This is a genomic window from Pantoea eucrina, from assembly GCF_001691555.1.
GTDB lineage: Bacteria > Pseudomonadota > Gammaproteobacteria > Enterobacterales > Enterobacteriaceae > Pantoea > Pantoea borealis.
The window spans coordinates 24,873-41,340 of sequence record NZ_MAYN01000006.1 but is presented as its reverse complement, the minus strand read 5'-3'; the positions used below and the strand labels follow the sequence as shown (position 1 = coordinate 41,340).

Below are 16,468 nucleotides of genomic sequence, written 5' to 3'. Positions count from 1 at the left end.
CGACCTGATAAGCTAAATGGCTATTTCTAGGGTTGAATGTGTATTCCACATAATAAGCGCTGGGTGTAATATTGGTTTTGACCGTCTCATCCCCTACCCGAAAAAATCGTGTCCTCCTTCCTTCGGTACGATAAGCATCAGTGCGCTGCAATATCACTTAACGCCAACTCCCCCTCATGAGCTGCGATTAGATCGGTACGGTAATAGCGCACCACGTCGCCCACAATCAGTAACGACGGCGACACCGGTTTTTGCTGATCAACAGTTTCGGGCAACCCGGCCAGCGTGGTGATCAGCACCCGCTGGTTCTGACGCGTACCGTTCTCAATAATCGCCACCGGCGTTGCCTCTCTGCGGCCATATTCCTGCAACCGGGCGCTAATCACGCTGCTCCAGCTCAACCCCATGTAAAAAACCAGCGTCTGATTGGTCGCGGTCAGCGCCGCCGCATCCAGCTGTGGTTCGCCGCTGCGCCCGTGTCCAGTGATAAAGCGCAATGACTGGGCACAGTCACGGTGCGTCAGCGGAATGCCGCTGGCAGCCGCACAGCCCACTGCGGCGGTAATACCGGGCACCACTTCGCAGACAATATTCGCCTGCTGCAGGCTGACCATCTCTTCACCGCCACGGCCAAAGATAAAGGGATCGCCGCCTTTTAAACGCACGACATTGCGCCCGCTGGCAGCCAGGTCCACCAGCAGTTGATTAATCTGAGCCTGCTTCAGGCCATGATGACCCGGCTGTTTACCCACGTCGATACAGAGTGCACTGCTGGCGACTTCCGCCATCACCGCTTCGCTGACCAGGCGATCATAGACCACGACATCCGCACGTTGCAGCAGGCGCAGCGCCTTGACTGTCAGTAGATCCACATCCCCCGGTCCGGCCCCTACCAGCCAGACTTTGCCAGGGCTGGACGCGTTGTCCGGCGCCAGCAGTTTATCTAAGGGGTTGATCGCGTCCATCATTCTTCCTCCGGTACAGCAACAGAAAGCAAAAGGTGTTTTAGCTCCGGCAGGCATGAGCCGCAGTTGGTACCACAGCTGAGTGCGTTACCCAGTGCCTGGGTGCTGTGACAGCCCTGTTTAATCGCCTGTAAGATGGTGTTTTCCCCGACGCCAAAGCAGCTACAGATCGTCCGGCCAGCCACGGCACGTTGTGCCGATTGTCCCGCCAGCAGAGCATGCCGGTCCGCCGCATTCACAGGTGCCAGGCGAAAAGCCTGCGCAACCCAGTCATGATTGATCTCGGGTAAAGACGCGCCTGCATAAAAGACCAGGTGCAGCTCACCGTTACGCCAGGCCAGCAGGCGGTAAAGCGGTTCCGCCGCATGAGCGGTTTGCAGTTGCAGCCCGGCCAGCGGGATCGTTGCCATGAGCCACTGTTCTGGCGAACCGTCTCCAGCCACGCTAAAGCGTTGCACGCCCTCATAGGGTGTTCGCGCCCAGTAGCGCAGCGCATCAGGCGGGCTTGCGTCGCGCTGCCAGAGCCAGCCCTGCCAGCTGGCGTTGAGCGGGTGGATACGCACAGCGGTTTGTTTAAATGCAGGCTGTGCCGAGACTGGACAGCGGGTTGAAGCCACCAGTCCGCCAACCGTGCCCTGCAGGCTGAACTGTCGGTTCCAGTGCATAGGGACAAAGATCTCACCGCGCCGCAGACCGCTGTCCAGCGTCACACGCACCGTCATCCAGCCCGCATCGGACTGCACCCGTGCCAGTGCGCCCGCGCATAGGCCATAGCGTTGTGCGTCCTGCGGATGCAGGGCTGCAAATGGCTCATCACAGTGCTGCATGAGCCGGGGAACCAGGCCGGTACGCGTCATGGTGTGCCACTGATCGCGGATCCGTCCGCTGTTCATTAATAACGGGTAAGCCGTTTCGCACACCACTGGCTGCGGCGTGGCCGGTGGCAACAGGTGGGCTTTACCATCAGGATGGTAAAAGTGCCGGTCGCTAAACAGCCGGGCGCAGCCCTCGGGATAACGAGCGTTGATTGGCCACTGTACCGGCTTCATCGCATCCCACTGTGCGTCGCTCATACCGGCCAGACCGCTGATATCAAAGGCGCGCTGGCCGTTATTCTCAAACCCCGACAACGCCGCATGTTCGCGGAAGATGGCTGCCGGATGCGGCCAGGTAAAGCCTTCATGAAAGCCCAGACGCTGGGCGACCTGCGCGAGTAACCACCAGTCCGGTTTAGCTTCTCCGGCCGGAGGCATAAACGCGCGCTGACGGGAAATCCGGCGTTCAGAATTGGTCACGGTGCCGTTCTTTTCCCCCCAGCCCTGCGCGGGTAGCAAAATATGCGCAAAGGCGGTGGTATCCGTTTGCGCCAGCACGTCTGACACAATTACCAGCGGACAGGCAGCCAGCGCCCGGGCAATGCGATTGCCTTCTGGCATCGAAACCGCCGGATTGGTGCCCATAATCCACACAGCTTTGATTGCTCCACGGTCAATGGCGTCAAACAGATCAACCGCCGTCAGGCCGGGCTCACGCGCCATACGCGGACTGCGCCAGAAACGCTGTAAACGGTCGCAATCTTCTGCGGTGAAACTCATATGCGCCGCCAGTTGGTTGGCCAGCCCCCCTACTTCCCGCCCGCCCATCGCATTCGGCTGTCCGGTCAGCGAAAACGGGCCGCAGCCGGGTCGGCCAATCTTGCCGCTCAGCAGGTGCGCATTGAGAATAGCATTGTTGTTGTCACTGCCGCTTTGTGACTGGTTAATGCCCATGCACCATAAGGTCAGTACGCGCTCATGCCGGGCGAACAACTGGTAGAACGCAGCGATCACCTCCTGGCTGATATCACAATGGGCTGCCACCGCCGCACCATCCCACTGCCACGCGGCCCGTAAGGTTGTGTCTACACCGTCCAGATGCGGCAGCATCGTGGCGTCAATGCCGTCATGCTGTTCCAGCCAGTGCAGCAGGCCCGAGAACAGGGCCGGATCGCTGCCCGGCCGGAGCGGTAAATGCAGATCGGCGAATTCACAACTGGCCGTGCGGCGCGGATCGATAACCACAACCTGCATCTCAGGGCGCTGCGCTTTTGCCTGTTTCAGGCGCTGAAACAGCACCGGATGGGCCCAGGCGGCGTTCGAGCCGACAAGAATGACTACCTCGGCCTCATCCAGATCCTCGTAACAGCACGGTACGGCATCCGCCCCAAATGCCCGTTTATAGCCTGTCACCGCGGAGGCCATACACAGGCGTGAATTGGTATCGATGTTGGCGACGCCGAGAAAGCCTTTCATCAGCTTGTTAGCCACATAGTAATCTTCCGTGAGCAACTGGCCGGAACCGTAGAAAGCCACTGCCTCCGGGCCATGCGCATCGATAATCCTGCGCAAACCATCAGCCGCGGCATCCAGTGCCGTCTCCATGCTGACCCGCTGGTGATGAAGCTGAGGATGCAGCAACCGTCCGGCCTGTGTCAGGGTTTCGCCCAGTGCCGCGCCCTTTACGCATAGCCGCCCGGCATTCGCCGGATGACGGGTATCGCCACTGACCTGAGGCGACGCGCTCTGCGGCTGCGTGACCTCGACGCCGCAGCCCACCCCGCAATAAGCGCAGGTAGTTTTCATGATGCCTGCGCCATCAGGTTAAGCGGACGGTTTGCGACCCAGACCTGGCCGTCCTCCAGTTTAACCGGCCAGCAACGCAGCTGATGCTGGGGATTATCAAGGCTCTGTCCGTCACGCAGGCGTACACGCTGTTTGTAAAGCGGCGAGATCACCACCGGCTCCCCCGCAACATCACCAAGGATACCGCGTGACAGTACGCTGGCTTCGCTGCCCGGCTCACGATCCTCCAGCGCATAACAGTCATCACCCATGCGGAATAAGGCAATACGGACGCTGCCAAGACGGGCTCCGATGCCGGCCTCTGGCGGAATGGCCTCCAGTGGGCAGATTTCGCTCCAGGGTTCGGCGGGCAGATGCATCAGGGGAATACCACTGGCCTTGTGTGGCTGGCGCTGTCCGCGCACGCGTGCATAGTGCAGCGTTTCATCCGGCTGGTCGCTGTTCACTGTGGCGGTAAACAGCGCACGTCGCGAGGGATCGGCCAGCGTGGTCTGCCATTCGCATTGCCAGGTGTCCACCACCTGTTGCATTTCCTGTTCCAGCGTGGCGGCGATCCCCAGGCTGTCATGAATCACCACCTCACGCAGGTAGTCCAGCCCGCCCTCCATGTTATCCATCCAGACGCTGGTACGCTGCAGGCGATCCGCCGTGCGCACGTAGAACATCAGAAGCCGGTCGACGTACTGGATTAGCGTGTCATCGTCCAGATCGCTGGCAAACAGTTCCGCATGGCGCGGCTTCATGCCGCCATTGCCGCAGACGTACAGGTTCCAGCCGTTTTCCGTGGCGATGACCCCGATATCTTTACTTTGTGCTTCCGCACATTCGCGGGTGCAGCCGGACACCGCCATCTTGATCTTATGCGGTGCGCGCAGGCCCTTATACCGGTTCTCCAGCGCGATGGCGAAGGCGGTAGAATCCTGCACGCCATAACGGCACCAGGTCGAGCCGACGCAGGATTTCACCGTACGCAGAGATTTTCCGTAGGCATGACCGGTTTCAAAACCGGCTTCCAGCAGGGTTTCCCAGATAGCAGGCAGCTGGTCCAGCCGCGCACCAAACAGATCGATACGCTGGCCGCCGGTAATTTTGGTATAGAGATCGTAACGCACGGCCACTTCGCCGATAGCAATCAGGCCCTGTGGCGTGATCTCGCCCCCCGGCACGCGCGGTACGACCGAATAGGTGCCATCTTTCTGGATATTGGCAAAGTAACGGTCATTCGTGTCCTGTAACGGTAAATGTGCCGGTTTCAGCAGGTAATCGTTCCAGCACGAGGCCAGTAGCGACCCCACCAGCGGTTTGCATACCTCGCAACCACAACCCCGTCCGTGGCTGGCCAGCAGATCGTCAAAGGTTTTGATGCCATTAATACGGATCAGGTGATACAGCTCCTGACGAGAATAGGCGAAGTGCTCACAGATGTCTTTTTTAACAGCGACGCCCAGGTTTTCCAGCTGAAGCTCCATCACCTGTTTTACCAGCGCGGCGCAGCCGCCACAGCCTGTTGCGGCTTTGGTGCAGCTTTTTATACTGGCCATATCGCCACAGCCACTCTGCACTGCATGGCAGATATCGCCTTTACTGACGTTATGGCAGGAACACACCTGGGCACTGTCCGGCAGCGCAGCGACGCCCAACCCTTTGGCCGGCGCGCCATTCAACGCAGGCAAAATCAGCGCTTCCGCTGCCGTCGGCAGCGGCATGGCGTTTAACATCATTTGCAGGAGCGTGGCATAGTCGCTGCTGTCTCCCACCAGCACGCCGCCCAGCAGTCGTGCATTGTCGGCGCTAACCACGATCTTCTTGTAAATGCCTTTTGGCCCGTTGGCCCAGTGGTAGCTCAGGCTGCCCGGCGTTTTGCCGTGCGCATCGCCAAAGGAGGCGACTTCTACGCCCAGCAGCTTCAGTTTAGTGCTCATGTCGGCACCGGTGAACTGCGCCGGTTCGGCCGCCAGATGCCCGGCCAGCACACGCGCCATCTGGTAGCCAGGCGCTACCAGGCCAAAAATCTGCCCGTTCCACAACGCGCATTCGCCGATAGCATAAATGTCGCTGTCACTCGTCTGGCATTGATCATTGATGGTAATGCCGCCGCGCGGCCCCACGCTGATGTCGACGCTCCGGGCCAGCTCATCACGCGGGCGGATACCGGCAGAGAACAGCACCAGATCTGTGGCCAGCTCGCCGCCATCGGCAAAGTGCAGCACCAGACTGCCGTCAGGCTGGGTGGCAATCTGTTCGGTCTGCTTCGAGGTATGCACCGTCACGCCCAGCGAGTCGATCTTTTGCCGCAGCATCAGCGCCCCGCCGTCATCCAGTTGCACGGCCATCAGGCGCGGCGCAAACTCAACCACGTGCGTCTCCAGCCCCAGCTGCTTCAGCGCATTGGCGGCTTCCAGCCCCAGCAGCCCGCCGCCGATCACCACGCCGCGCTGACTCTGGCGGGCACAAGCTGCGATGGCATCCAGATCGTCCAGCGTGCGGTAGACAAAGCAGCGCCCGGCGTCATGGCCGGGTACCGGTGGTACAAAGGCGCGGGAGCCGGTGGCCAACACCAGCTTATCCCAGGCCAGCTCACGTCCCGCGCTGTCACGCAGGCTGCGCTGCTGGCGATCGATCGCCTCTACCCGGCAACCGCTGCGCAGTTCAATTGCGTTCCGGGTAAAAAAATCCTCGCTCACCAGCGACAACTCTGTTGCCGTTTTACCGGTGAAATACTCAGAAAGGTGAACCCGATCGTAAGCCTGATAGCGCTCTTCGCCGTAGACCACAATGTGATAATGCTGATGCAGGTTACGGGCGACCAGCTGCTCCAGAAAATGGTGGCTGACCATGCCGTGACCCACCACGGCTAATACAGGTTTCGTTTGGCTCATCACAGGGTTTCCTGCAGCCAGCGGCTGCGTTTCAGGTTCATCAAGGCCGAACAGCGTATTCACAGAAACCGGTCCGGCATTATGGAGTTGGTTCAGCAGCGCGCCACTTTGCTGGCAGTCGCCATACAGCAGCACGCCGTTCAGTCGGCCGTCTTTGAGGAACAGGCGGCGATAGTGCCCGGCGATCGGGTCAAAACTGGTGACAGACGGGGCTTCGCGAACGTCACCAGCGCTAAACAGGGAAATGCCGCTGACTTTGAGACGGGTGCCCGTGGCCGCACTGTAGAAATCTCCCTGAGGCCGATCGGCCAGTTGCGCCGCCAGAATCTTTGCCTGGGCCAGACAGGGCGCGACCAGACCGAAGGTCTCGCCGCTGATTTCACAACATTCGCCTACGGCATAAATTCCGGCGTGCGCAGTGCGCAACTGGCGATCCACCAGAATGCCGCGCTGACAGGGAATACCGGCGGCCTGCGCCAGGGCGATCGCCGGCTGGACACCAATGGCCATCACCACCTGCTGCGCAGCCAGCGCACGGCCATCATGGAGGATCACGCTATCCGTCCGGACCGCCGCAAGGCTGGCATTCAGTTCACAGCGAATGTCGCGCGCCCGGAGCTGAGCCAGCAGTAATTCCCCTGCCCTGATATCCAGCTGTCTGTCCAGCAAACGTGACTGACGATGAATCAGCGTGACCTGACGTCCCTGCGCCTGAAGTCCGGCGGCGGCTTCAATACCCAGATAGCCCCCACCGACCACCACTACCGGACCGTGCCCGGCCAGCAAAGTGTTCACATCCTGCAGCGTGCGAAACGTGCTGACATGCGGCAGGTCGCTGCCTGGAACAGACGGCCTGCAGGGCTGCGATCCGGTCGCCAGTACCAGGCGGTCCCAGTGCAGCAGGCGCTGGTCGGTGCGTAAGGTCCGCTCAGCAATATTCACCTGTTCCACCGTCTCTCCCACCCGCAATGTTATGCCGTGACGGTGATACCAGTCAGGGTCGTGGATCAGCGTTTGCTCAACGGTGGTTTCTCCGGCCAGCAGCGGCGACAACAGCACACGGTTATAGTTGCCGTGCGGCTCACGGCCAATCACAGTGATGTCGTAACGCATCGGCGCCAGCTGCAACAGAGTTTCTACCATGTGCATGCCCGCCATCCCGTTACCCGCAACCAGCAGCCGTTGTCTCATGGTGTCGTCCTTATGCCGCCGAAGTCTGTTTTTCGTAGAGAAAATGCAGCACTTTCTGGCGCAGCTGGTGATAACGCACGTCATCCGCCAGCGCCACGCGTGAACGCGGCCGGACCAGGTCGATCGTCAGGATATCGCCCACCTGCGCCGCCGGACCGTTGGTCATCATCAGTACCCGATCGGACAGCAACACGGCTTCATCCACATCATGGGTAATCAGGACGATGGTGGTGTTCAGCGCCTGCTGGATGCGCATGACGCTGTCCTGCAGATGCGCGCGCGTTAAGGCATCCAGCGCACCGAAGGGTTCGTCGAGCAGCAGCACGCGAGGTTTCATTGCCAGCGCGCGGGCGATACCGACACGCTGCTTCATGCCGCCGGAGATCTCGCTGGGGCGTTTATGCATGGCATGACTCATTTGCACTTGGTTCAGGTTGTGCTCGATCCAGTCACGCATTTCCGCCTTGTTCATCTTGCCTTTAAACACCTGCTCCACCGCCAGCTCAACGTTCTGATACGCCGTCAGCCAGGGCAACAGCGAGTGGTTTTGAAACACAACGGCGCGCTCAGGGCCGGGGCCGGTGACTTCGCGGTTATCGCATAACAGGACGCCGCTGGTAGGTCGGGTTAAACCGGCTATCAGGTTGAGCAGCGTGGATTTACCACAGCCGGAGTGGCCGATCAGGCTCAGGGTTTCCCCCTGATGAATATCAAAGCTGACATTATCGAGCGCCAGAAAATCGCCGCCGGAAGTGGTAAAACGCTGGCTGACCTGCTGTACACGAATGATAGGTTGCATAGTGTTCCCCTTATTTATCCCAGCTAAAGCGACGCGCCAGCAGCATCAGTCCCTGCTCCAGTAGCAGGCCGACGACGCCAATCAGCAAAATGGCAATCAGGATGTTTTCAACATTGAGGTTGTTCCATTCGTTCCAGATCCAGAAGCCGATCCCCAGGCCTCCCGTCAGCATTTCGGCAGCCACGATCACCAGCCAGGCGATACCAATCGACAGGCGGACCCCGGTCAGCACCGCAGGCAGAACGGCGGGAAACAGGATGCGGCGCAGGATGGTCCATTCCGACAGTTGCAGCACGCGCGCCACATTGAGGTAATCCTGTGGAATGCGCTGTACACCTTCTGCGGTATTAATAATCATCGGCCAGATAGAACAGATAAAAATGGTCCAGCTGGAGGCCGGTTCGGCGCGCTGGAACAGCAGCAGGCCGATAGGCAGCCAGGCTAGCGGGCTGACCGGACGCAGTAGCGCGATAACCGGATTGAACATGCGTGCCACAAAGGCAAAACGCCCCAGCAGAAAGCCTGCGGGAATCCCTACCAGCGCGGCCAGACCAAAGCCGATAGCGACGCGCTGCAGCGAGGCCAGCACATTCCAGCCGATGCCCTGATCGTTGGGGCCGTTGTTATATAACGGATCGGCGAACAGGATTTTCGCCGCTTCCCAGGTGGCGTACGGGCCGGGAAAGCCTTTGCTGGAAAGGGCCGCGATCTGCCAGATCAGAAGCAGAAGCATCACACCGCACAGCGCGGGAATGGCACGCTGCAAAATCGGACGCAGGCGCGCAGGCGAGCGCATCTTTTTTGGCGTGACCTGAAGGGGCACCACCGTGGCCCGGGTGGGCAGCGTCTCAGGCTGCGTCAGGGAGCGAGTCTGGCTTTTCATCACGACCTCTCTTTGTGGTTAATGGCAAAGCTGGCGGCGTAAACGGCAGGATTCGTGCCATCCCACACCTTGCCGTCGATCAGGGTGCTGCTGCGCATCTCACTGCCGGGCAACGTGATGTTGCCGACGGCGCTCGCTGCCTGTTTGTAGATATCAATTCGGTTGATCTGCTTTGCGACGCCCAGATAGTCCGGATCCTCGGTCAGCATTCCCCAGCGCTTCAGCTGGGTGAGGAACCACATGCCATCGGACAGATACGGGAAACTGACGCTGCCGTCATGGAAGAAGCGCATCGCATGCGGGTCCTGCCATTTCTGTCCCAGCCCGTTTTCGTACTGGCCGAGCATGCGACCCTGCAGAATCTCAGGTTTGGTGTTGATCCAGGCGCGTCCGGCCAGCACCTGCGCCGTTTCGCGGCGGTTATCATCGGAGGCATCGATCCAGCGTGCCGCCTCCAGGACAGCCGCCGTCAGCGCGCGCGCCGTATTGGGATTCTCTTTCACCCACGCGGCGCGGGTGCCAAGAATTTTTTCGGGGTGATCGGGCCAAATCTGCTGACTGGTAGCGACGGTAAAACCAATATCATCACTGATGGCGCGCTGATTCCACGGCTCGCCCACGCAGAAGCCGCTCATATTGCCAATCTTCATATTCATCACCATCTGCGGCGGCGGTACGACGACAGTGCGCACGTCATCAAATGGATTGATGCCGGCATTCGCCAGCCAGTAGTAGAGCCACATCGCGTGGGTACTGGTCGGAAAGGTATGCGCAAAGGTGAGACTGCCTTTGGCCTTGCTGTCGATGGTCTTTTTCAGGCTGGCGGCATCGGTGACCTTTTGCGCTTTAAGCTGGCTCGACAGGGAGATTGCCTGGCCATTGTTATTGAGCGTCATCAGGTTCGCCATCGCATGCTGAGGGCCGGCAACGCCCAGTTGCAGGCCATAGATCATGCTGTACAGGACGTGTGCCGCATCGAGCTCACCGGAGATCAGTTTGTCGCGGACGGCTGCCCAACTGGCTTCTTTACTGGGCTGTAGCATCAGACCATATTTTTTGTCGAAGCCTTTCACCGAGGCCATGACGACCGGCGCACAGTCGGTCAGTGGAATAAATCCCACCCGCACGGTGGCTTTTTCTGGCGCATCGGAACCCGCCGCCCATACGGCGTTGCGCAATCCCGGCAACAGCCACAGCCCGCCAGCGGCGGCGCTGGATAACAGCAGTTGACGTCGAGACAGTGAAACTGGCGATTTGCTCATTTTTTGCCACCCTCAGGAAATAAAAAAAGGCGTCCTCTCCACTGCTTTCACAGGGAGATGGACGCCTTTATCCAAAAGCACTCGCTTTACCGCCGTTGGCAAAGCAAATGCATACACTTAATAGGGTAAAGCAAACTGCATGCCAGCTTTGAAACGGCCCTGCGCGTGGCGATCAGGGCTTTCGCCGGGCTGCTTTCTTAACCGATTTTGCACGTTTGTGACGCAGACCACGCACAAGCATTGTGCAGCTAACGCTTTAGAGTTATCTCTTCATTGTGGCTGCCACCGTGACGATCGCCTGGGCGATTTCCGGTAGCCGTTTATTCTGATCCATCGCGCTTTTACGCAGCCGTTGCCAAGCGTGCTCTTCACTCAGCCCATGCTGCTGCATCAGCCAGGTTTTGGCCTGGTCGAGCAGTTTCCGCTCTTCCAGCGTGGCGCGCAGGGTGGCCAGCTCATTGGCCTGATGCTGTAAACGCTGAGACTGCTCCGTGATCAACGACAGCAGTGAACGACCTAGCTGGGGTGCCAGCCCGTCGCTGTTCAGCGCACCGGACTCGGTGGGCAGCCAGTCCACACCGGAGACATATAAAGTAAAATCGCAGCCTGACTGCGCCACATGCAGAGGTTCAGCTGCCTGATGCTGTGCCAGTGCGATCGCCTCACGGCAGCGCAACATCAGCGTGGCTGACAGCCGATCCTCCAGCAATTTCATTTGGTCGATGCGCTGTGACAGCAGCGAAAACCAGTGCAGCGCGCCACTGTCGTCCCGCCGACCGTCGGTACAGGCAATGCGTCGCAGTCGTTCAATTTCACGACTGGCCTGCGCCAGCGGCTGCCAGTGGTGTAAAACCGCCTCATCGGCAAACTGCTGGAAGGTCGAAAAGCTTTGTTCCTCTGCTTCAATTAAGGCCACCATGGCGCTGCGCTGCTCCGCGCTGAATTGTCCGGCAGCAAAGCCGGCCGCTCCCAGGGCGCGTTCCTGTCCCGTCAGCTCTTTGCCCTGCATAAAGCTGAACAGCGCAATGAGCGCGCGGGTAATGTCAGGATGGCTGGCGGTGTCGGCGGCCTCAAAGACCAGGTTCAGTAAGCTACGGATAATGGTACTGAACGCCGCAACGGCCTGCGCGTGCGCGATCTGCTGTTGCGTAATCTGCTGGCGCAACGCCGGTAATCCGGCCAGGGCCTGCAGCGCGGCGGCGATCAGGTTGCAGAAGCGGCTGTATCCCGGCTGGGCTTCAACCCTGGGTAAGGCCTGGCAAAAATCCCGTTGGCAGCGCGTCACATCCTGCTCACTGGCGAGCCGCTGCTCGCCGTAAAACCTGCCTTCTGAACATATCCACAGATTGCTCGCCCCCCGCTCGCGCTGAAGCTGATGCACCAGCTCGCTGACGGTGGTAATGAGTTTGCCGGTCTGGCGTAGGCGTTGCAGGCTGGCAATATCGCTTTGCCTTGAGGCCTGTAACCAACTCAGTGCGTCATCCATTGCTCCCTCACCCTTTGATGCGAAAAAGTGAGTCAAGCAAAAGCCATGCCGTTTTCTCATCACCTCTTTTCTCTCCGAGACTATTTGTTATCAACCCATCTGTCTTTGCTGTCACCAACGATGCAAAAGTGAGCTACCCCAGCGGTTGGAAATTAATACAGGGGGTTAACATGCTCTCCGGAAAGAGAGTAAATCACCTTTGAGAGTCGTATGTAATTATGTTCTGCACAAGCGGCGGAATGACAACCAGCAGCCGGGGGCGTGCCTCAGCAGTGACCGCGCTGACCAGCGTACCGCATGGCATGCCGCTGTACGAACTGATGCAGTGAACGGGACACTCAACGCCTTAGTCCACCATGAATACTCTGCGCATCCGCCCTACTCAACTGGCCGACTCGTTCGTCAGAGCAGACAGGGGCGCTCACATAATAAACATGCTGATTGATCACGTTCACGAAGCCGCCAGCCTGACCGGGCCCGCGACGTATTATGATATGGATGCTTCGTACTGCACTAACCCATTTTGGAGCAGCTATTAGCACCGGATGGCCTATATCGGCTGCAATTTCAACCTGTCTGAGGACAGCCCGCGCGGACTGATACAGGAAAGCATAAGCTAAAAATTAGCGCACTGATCGGCGCGAACACTACCCACCAAGCGCGTTCAGTATAGGGTAACCCCTCCGCCAGCAAACGGCCTCATTCCGGTGACGGCGGTGCTGCGCCAGGCCCAAAAATCCCAACGCTGATAAAGACAACGCAATACCCGGCACGCGCAGCATTGCATGCTTAACTAGTGGACGAGCCAATGCGGGTAGTGACGTGAACCGCACCATCAATACGGGTTTGGGCCGGTAACGTACCGGTGATGGCGCGCACGGTTAAGGATTTACAGCAGCCAGATGCGCCCAATAAGCAAACGCGCTCGCCACGTAGCAACGAAAAAGAGAGAGCGTGGACAATCGTTTTGCCATTCAAGGTAAGTGTCAGGTGCTCGGCTTCGAGAACCAGCACTGTTGTCAACATATAAGTATTCGACAATGACAGGTAAACTGGTATGTAATAACATATTAATATGATGCAGCTCACTGCAAAATATTTCTGCGCAACCCCCTCGCAAGATGGCACGATGAATAGATGGACCTCTGGAAGAAACGCATGCACTACGGCGAGACGGGCACCAGCTTATTGCATTAAAAAGCGACGGATACACATCAATAGGCTCCTGTTAACACACGGAACTCCATTTTCTGAGAATGCACGCTGGGTTAAATAAGGAACCGTGATTACTTCTATAAAAGAATCGGTTGCACTGTTGATGCAGGAGTTACGCCAATGGAGGCATATGGAACCGAAAAACACTGCAGCAGAACCACTGGAATGACGGGGCTTAAGGCGACGCGCTGCACGCCGCTGGCTGACAGTGATGGATCAGATTACGGAAGATGCCAAATGCGAGGCCATTGCCCACCGCAGAGAGCGAAGTCTGGGTATGGCGGTCAATATCACGCCTAATGGTCGCAGAAGAGAAACACGGCTTCTGTATAAAATTCAGAGCCGTTTCAGTGATGTGTATAGATGCAGGGTAAATGGAGCTACCGTAAAAATAACAAAAGCCTTATCCGTACGGATAAGGCTTTTGTCCCGGCGTGAGAGGAATGATTGGACGGGTATACAGATCACACCAGGCAACTATTTAAATACAAAAACACGTTTGTGTTGTCAATAAAATAGCCTTGAAAAGGCTCAGCTCGAATGAGTCAAAATAATCGCCGGCTCTATGCCGCCCGCACCTGTAGCCTGCCTGTTTGTCAGGCAGCGGCTTAAGGCTGTCTAACAAACAGGCAGGGCCGTGTTAACTGAAAACCTCACCGTCTGTAACCCTGTCGATCTCCTTCAGCACCCAATACCTGTGGCATCCGGCACGCAGATGTTCCAGCAAAGACTGCCTTAGAACTCATCTTCACCAGGCCACAGCGTATTACCGCTCCGCAGCATTTGCAGAACGCTTTTGACGGTTTCCGGAGACTGAGTACCGAAGAAATTTAGGCAGAACATAAACATATAGAATTGTCTGTTGGGAGGGAGCTGAACAGACCCGCCAGAAAGAGGACAAATTCACTACTGGTTTCGGAGGCGGCAAAGCCTGCTGACTGAGAGTGTTTATCTTTCCGCACGTTGTCCGCACAGCCCATCGCCTCAGCGACCTCGAAGACAAGCCGGTGGGCCATATCCTGCAGATGCTTAATATCATCTTGGAGTGCCGGGATGTACCAGATGTCTCTGACGGGCTCAAGGCCGGTTGCAGCGGAGGAGACTGAGCTGACTGACGCCGCCAGAGGCGGCATTTTCCTCACCAAATGCTGATAACAGTGTACGCTAACTGAAATCAGGAAGATAAATGCTGTCCGTGTCAGCCGTTTCACCGGTAATGACCGGCCGGCCGGCGCACCGGCAAGAGGCTCAACCTGATGGGCATTTAAAACGCCCTACTGCTGGCGCGCGCACCCTGCCCTCATCCGAAAAAACTTCAGCGTAGTGATCGAACGCACCGTTCGCGAGCTCAACGGTGAATCGTGCATTCACCTCGAGGAGTTTTCGCCGGCGAAATAGCAGATCGTCTGCGGCCGGTCATTTGAGGAGCGCATCACGACAAAGGTGGTCACACAGGATACGCGGGACTTGATCGGGGGACGATATGATCGCTCGACCGAATCTGGCCTGACGGGCTATGCTTTATGAAGGCTGGCATTATACTCGATGACGTCACACCGAACGGCGTCAGTCAGCTGAACCTGTTTGATGAGGATAAGCCACGGGCAAACAGCGCGCAGCTGATGAAGGTGCTGGACGGCATTAATCAGTCCGGGCTGGGGCACATGTGGTTTGCCCGTCAGGGTGTCAGCAAAGAGTGGCAGATGAAACGTGAGATGCTTTCGCCGGCATGGACCATGCGCTGGGATGACATTCCAGTTGCCCGCATTTTATAGCCGGGCAAGCAAACGGAACATCGACTGTTTTTTTTCAGAGGGGTCTGTATGAAAAATTTTTTACCGGACAGGCCCCGAAGCCAGGCATCACACCCTTGTTTTGCGTTACTAACAGGGTCAGCGCTCACCGGCACTTGTCGAAAAAATGCGTCAGGCGCAATTCCGCTGACGCACCGGGATATCAGCATCACTCAGAGGGTAAAATCGACGTGCTCACCGCCCGGCATATTGACGCCAATTGTCAGCTGACCGCCAAGCGCCTCAACATAACGTTTGAGCGTGGCAATTTTCAGATCTTCACCGCGCCCTTCAATAGCCGCAACAGAAGGCTGTGCAATACCCATGGCTTCAGCCTGCTGCTTTTGGGTTTTCGACAGCGCCTCACGCAGTTTATACAGCTGAGAATCAAGTCGCATTGCCGCGACTTTTTCATGAACCTGCGTGAGTTCATCAGGTGTCAGATCAGCCATCAGGTCATCAAGCGTTTTCATTTCCCGCTCCGTTTCAGTTGGTCCAGATGTCGGTGGTACTCATTTTCCGCTGTTTTGATCATGGTCTTGTAGAAGCGCTTTTCATCTGCGCCTTCTTTATTACCCGCACACAGGACAATCGCTTTACGCATGGGGTCAAACACAAAGAACCCTCTTACGGGCCGCCCGTTGCTCTGCACCCTCAGTTCTTTCATGTTCGGGATTTTTGAGCCGTAAAGCGTATCCACATGCGGCCGGCCAAGATGCGGGCCTTCCTGCTTCAGGAGGTTCAGTGCGGCAAGCACATCCAGCTGCATCGCCCTGTCCTGCTCTCTGAGCCATTCCGCGAATAAATCCGTGGTTTCAACGATCCACACACGCCCACCTTTATATATTACAGTCTATACAGCATATATATCACAGTCTATTTTTTCAATACTGCGCTCTGTCTGCTATACCAACATCCTTTATCGCCAGGTTTTCATATCTGCGCAGGTGGCAGGCTGTATAAATGCAATATGCCCGACATCAGCCAGACTGAATACGCTCAGGGTAAGCGGCAGGCCCCGGCCTGCTAAACAGCGGGTCTGTCATGAACGCAGACCCTCAGATTAATTCTTTACCCTGCGGCGCGTCATTAAGTCCGTCGTGACTTTCTTCGTTGAGGTAGCTGATCTCATTCAGATCGATAACGGACAGCAGATGCGCCTGCGTTTTACGGCCGTGGGGCAGGCGTGAAGCCGGTGTCAGTGACACTGTCTCACCCTCAACGGTGACGTTAAGCCGGATGCCAGGCATCCAGCCGGCCCGGACAGCCACATCATCCGGAACCGTGATGACTAAAATACCGTTCTGCTGAAGTAATGTCAGGTCTGCCATATTTCTCCCCTTCTCCTCTCTGACAATGCGCACGGCGCCAGAC

At 57.7% G+C, this 16,468-nt stretch carries 10 protein-coding genes and 3 pseudogenes; 2 read left to right on the top strand and 11 right to left on the bottom strand.

Annotation, left to right across the window (positions count from 1 at the left end; translation table 11 throughout):
• Positions 1 to 137: 137 nt before the first annotated feature.
• The 8 genes and pseudogenes from cobA to BBA90_RS19490 all read right to left on the bottom strand — a co-directional run.
• Positions 138 to 968 carry a uroporphyrinogen-III C-methyltransferase gene (gene cobA / locus BBA90_RS03515; RefSeq protein WP_065647956.1) on the bottom strand — a complete coding sequence of 277 codons (831 nt, stop codon included), beginning with the start codon at positions 966 to 968 and terminating at the stop codon, positions 138 to 140.
• Positions 965 to 3,586, bottom strand: coding sequence for a nitrate reductase (locus BBA90_RS03510; RefSeq protein WP_065647955.1), 2,622 nt, complete (start codon positions 3,584 to 3,586; stop codon positions 965 to 967). Before BBA90_RS03510 ends, cobA begins: the two co-directional genes overlap by 4 nt.
• Entirely contained in the window at positions 3,583 to 7,656 is a 4,074-nt protein-coding gene (gene nirB / locus BBA90_RS03505) for a nitrite reductase large subunit NirB (protein ID WP_075050706.1), read from the bottom strand. The genes BBA90_RS03510 and nirB overlap by 4 nt, the downstream gene beginning before the upstream one ends.
• Before the next feature lie 10 nt (positions 7,657 to 7,666).
• Positions 7,667 to 8,455 carry an ABC transporter ATP-binding protein gene (locus tag BBA90_RS03500; protein ID WP_065647954.1) on the bottom strand — a complete coding sequence of 263 codons (789 nt, stop codon included), beginning with the start codon at positions 8,453 to 8,455 and terminating at the stop codon, positions 7,667 to 7,669.
• A 10-nt stretch (positions 8,456 to 8,465) separates the two neighbouring features.
• A complete protein-coding gene (gene ntrB, locus BBA90_RS03495; protein WP_065647953.1) occupies positions 8,466 to 9,338 on the bottom strand; it encodes a nitrate ABC transporter permease in 873 nt (290 codons plus the stop codon).
• The gene (locus BBA90_RS03490) at positions 9,338 to 10,600 is read right to left on the bottom strand and encodes a CmpA/NrtA family ABC transporter substrate-binding protein (RefSeq protein WP_065647952.1); all 1,263 of its coding nucleotides are present in this window, start codon (positions 10,598 to 10,600) and stop codon (positions 9,338 to 9,340) included. The genes ntrB and BBA90_RS03490 overlap by 1 nt, the downstream gene beginning before the upstream one ends.
• A gap of 262 nt (positions 10,601 to 10,862) precedes the next feature.
• On the bottom strand, positions 10,863 to 12,086 hold the full coding sequence (locus BBA90_RS03485) for a nitrate regulatory protein (protein WP_065647951.1): 1,224 nt from the start codon (positions 12,084 to 12,086) through the stop codon (positions 10,863 to 10,865).
• A gap of 567 nt (positions 12,087 to 12,653) precedes the next feature.
• A pseudogene (locus BBA90_RS19490) lies at positions 12,654 to 12,913 on the bottom strand (ABC transporter permease subunit); the annotation flags it as partial.
• 572 nt (positions 12,914 to 13,485) lie between these two features.
• Here BBA90_RS19490 and BBA90_RS19035 point away from each other — a divergent pair.
• Together BBA90_RS19035 and BBA90_RS18915 are read left to right on the top strand one after the other, a co-directional pair.
• Positions 13,486 to 13,815 (top strand): annotated as a pseudogene (locus tag BBA90_RS19035) (hypothetical protein); the annotation flags it as partial.
• Between the two features lie 712 nt (positions 13,816 to 14,527).
• Positions 14,528 to 15,076, top strand: a pseudogene (locus BBA90_RS18915) (DUF4113 domain-containing protein); the annotation flags it as partial.
• 191 nt (positions 15,077 to 15,267) lie between these two features.
• Here the strand turns inward: BBA90_RS18915 and BBA90_RS03470 are convergent.
• From BBA90_RS03470 to BBA90_RS03460, 3 genes are all read right to left on the bottom strand, one after another.
• Positions 15,268 to 15,567, bottom strand: coding sequence for an XRE family transcriptional regulator (locus BBA90_RS03470; RefSeq protein WP_065647948.1), 300 nt, complete (start codon positions 15,565 to 15,567; stop codon positions 15,268 to 15,270).
• A complete protein-coding gene (locus tag BBA90_RS03465) occupies positions 15,564 to 15,923 on the bottom strand; it encodes a type II toxin-antitoxin system RelE/ParE family toxin (protein ID WP_065647947.1) in 360 nt (119 codons plus the stop codon). The genes BBA90_RS03470 and BBA90_RS03465 overlap by 4 nt, the downstream gene beginning before the upstream one ends.
• A 229-nt stretch (positions 15,924 to 16,152) precedes the next feature.
• Positions 16,153 to 16,425 carry an AbrB/MazE/SpoVT family DNA-binding domain-containing protein gene (locus tag BBA90_RS03460; RefSeq protein WP_065647946.1) on the bottom strand — a complete coding sequence of 91 codons (273 nt, stop codon included), beginning with the start codon at positions 16,423 to 16,425 and terminating at the stop codon, positions 16,153 to 16,155.
• Positions 16,426 to 16,468 lie beyond the last annotated feature (43 nt).

Excerpts from the sequence above, each read along its gene's own strand:
- BBA90_RS03460 (WP_065647946.1), bottom strand. The coding sequence starts at position 16,425 with ATGGCAGACCTGACATTACTTCAGCAGAACGGTATTTTAGTCATCACG.
- BBA90_RS03470 (WP_065647948.1), bottom strand. The coding sequence starts at position 15,567 with ATGAAAACGCTTGATGACCTGATGGCTGATCTGACACCTGATGAACTC.
- BBA90_RS03485 (WP_065647951.1), bottom strand. The coding sequence starts at position 12,086 with ATGGATGACGCACTGAGTTGGTTACAGGCCTCAAGGCAAAGCGATATT.
- BBA90_RS03500 (WP_065647954.1), bottom strand. The coding sequence starts at position 8,455 with ATGCAACCTATCATTCGTGTACAGCAGGTCAGCCAGCGTTTTACCACT.
- cobA (WP_065647956.1), bottom strand. The coding sequence starts at position 968 with ATGATGGACGCGATCAACCCCTTAGATAAACTGCTGGCGCCGGACAAC.
- ntrB (WP_065647953.1), bottom strand. The coding sequence starts at position 9,338 with ATGAAAAGCCAGACTCGCTCCCTGACGCAGCCTGAGACGCTGCCCACC.
- nirB (WP_075050706.1), bottom strand. The coding sequence starts at position 7,656 with ATGAGACAACGGCTGCTGGTTGCGGGTAACGGGATGGCGGGCATGCAC.
- BBA90_RS03490 (WP_065647952.1), bottom strand. The coding sequence starts at position 10,600 with ATGAGCAAATCGCCAGTTTCACTGTCTCGACGTCAACTGCTGTTATCC.
- BBA90_RS03510 (WP_065647955.1), bottom strand. The coding sequence starts at position 3,586 with ATGAAAACTACCTGCGCTTATTGCGGGGTGGGCTGCGGCGTCGAGGTC.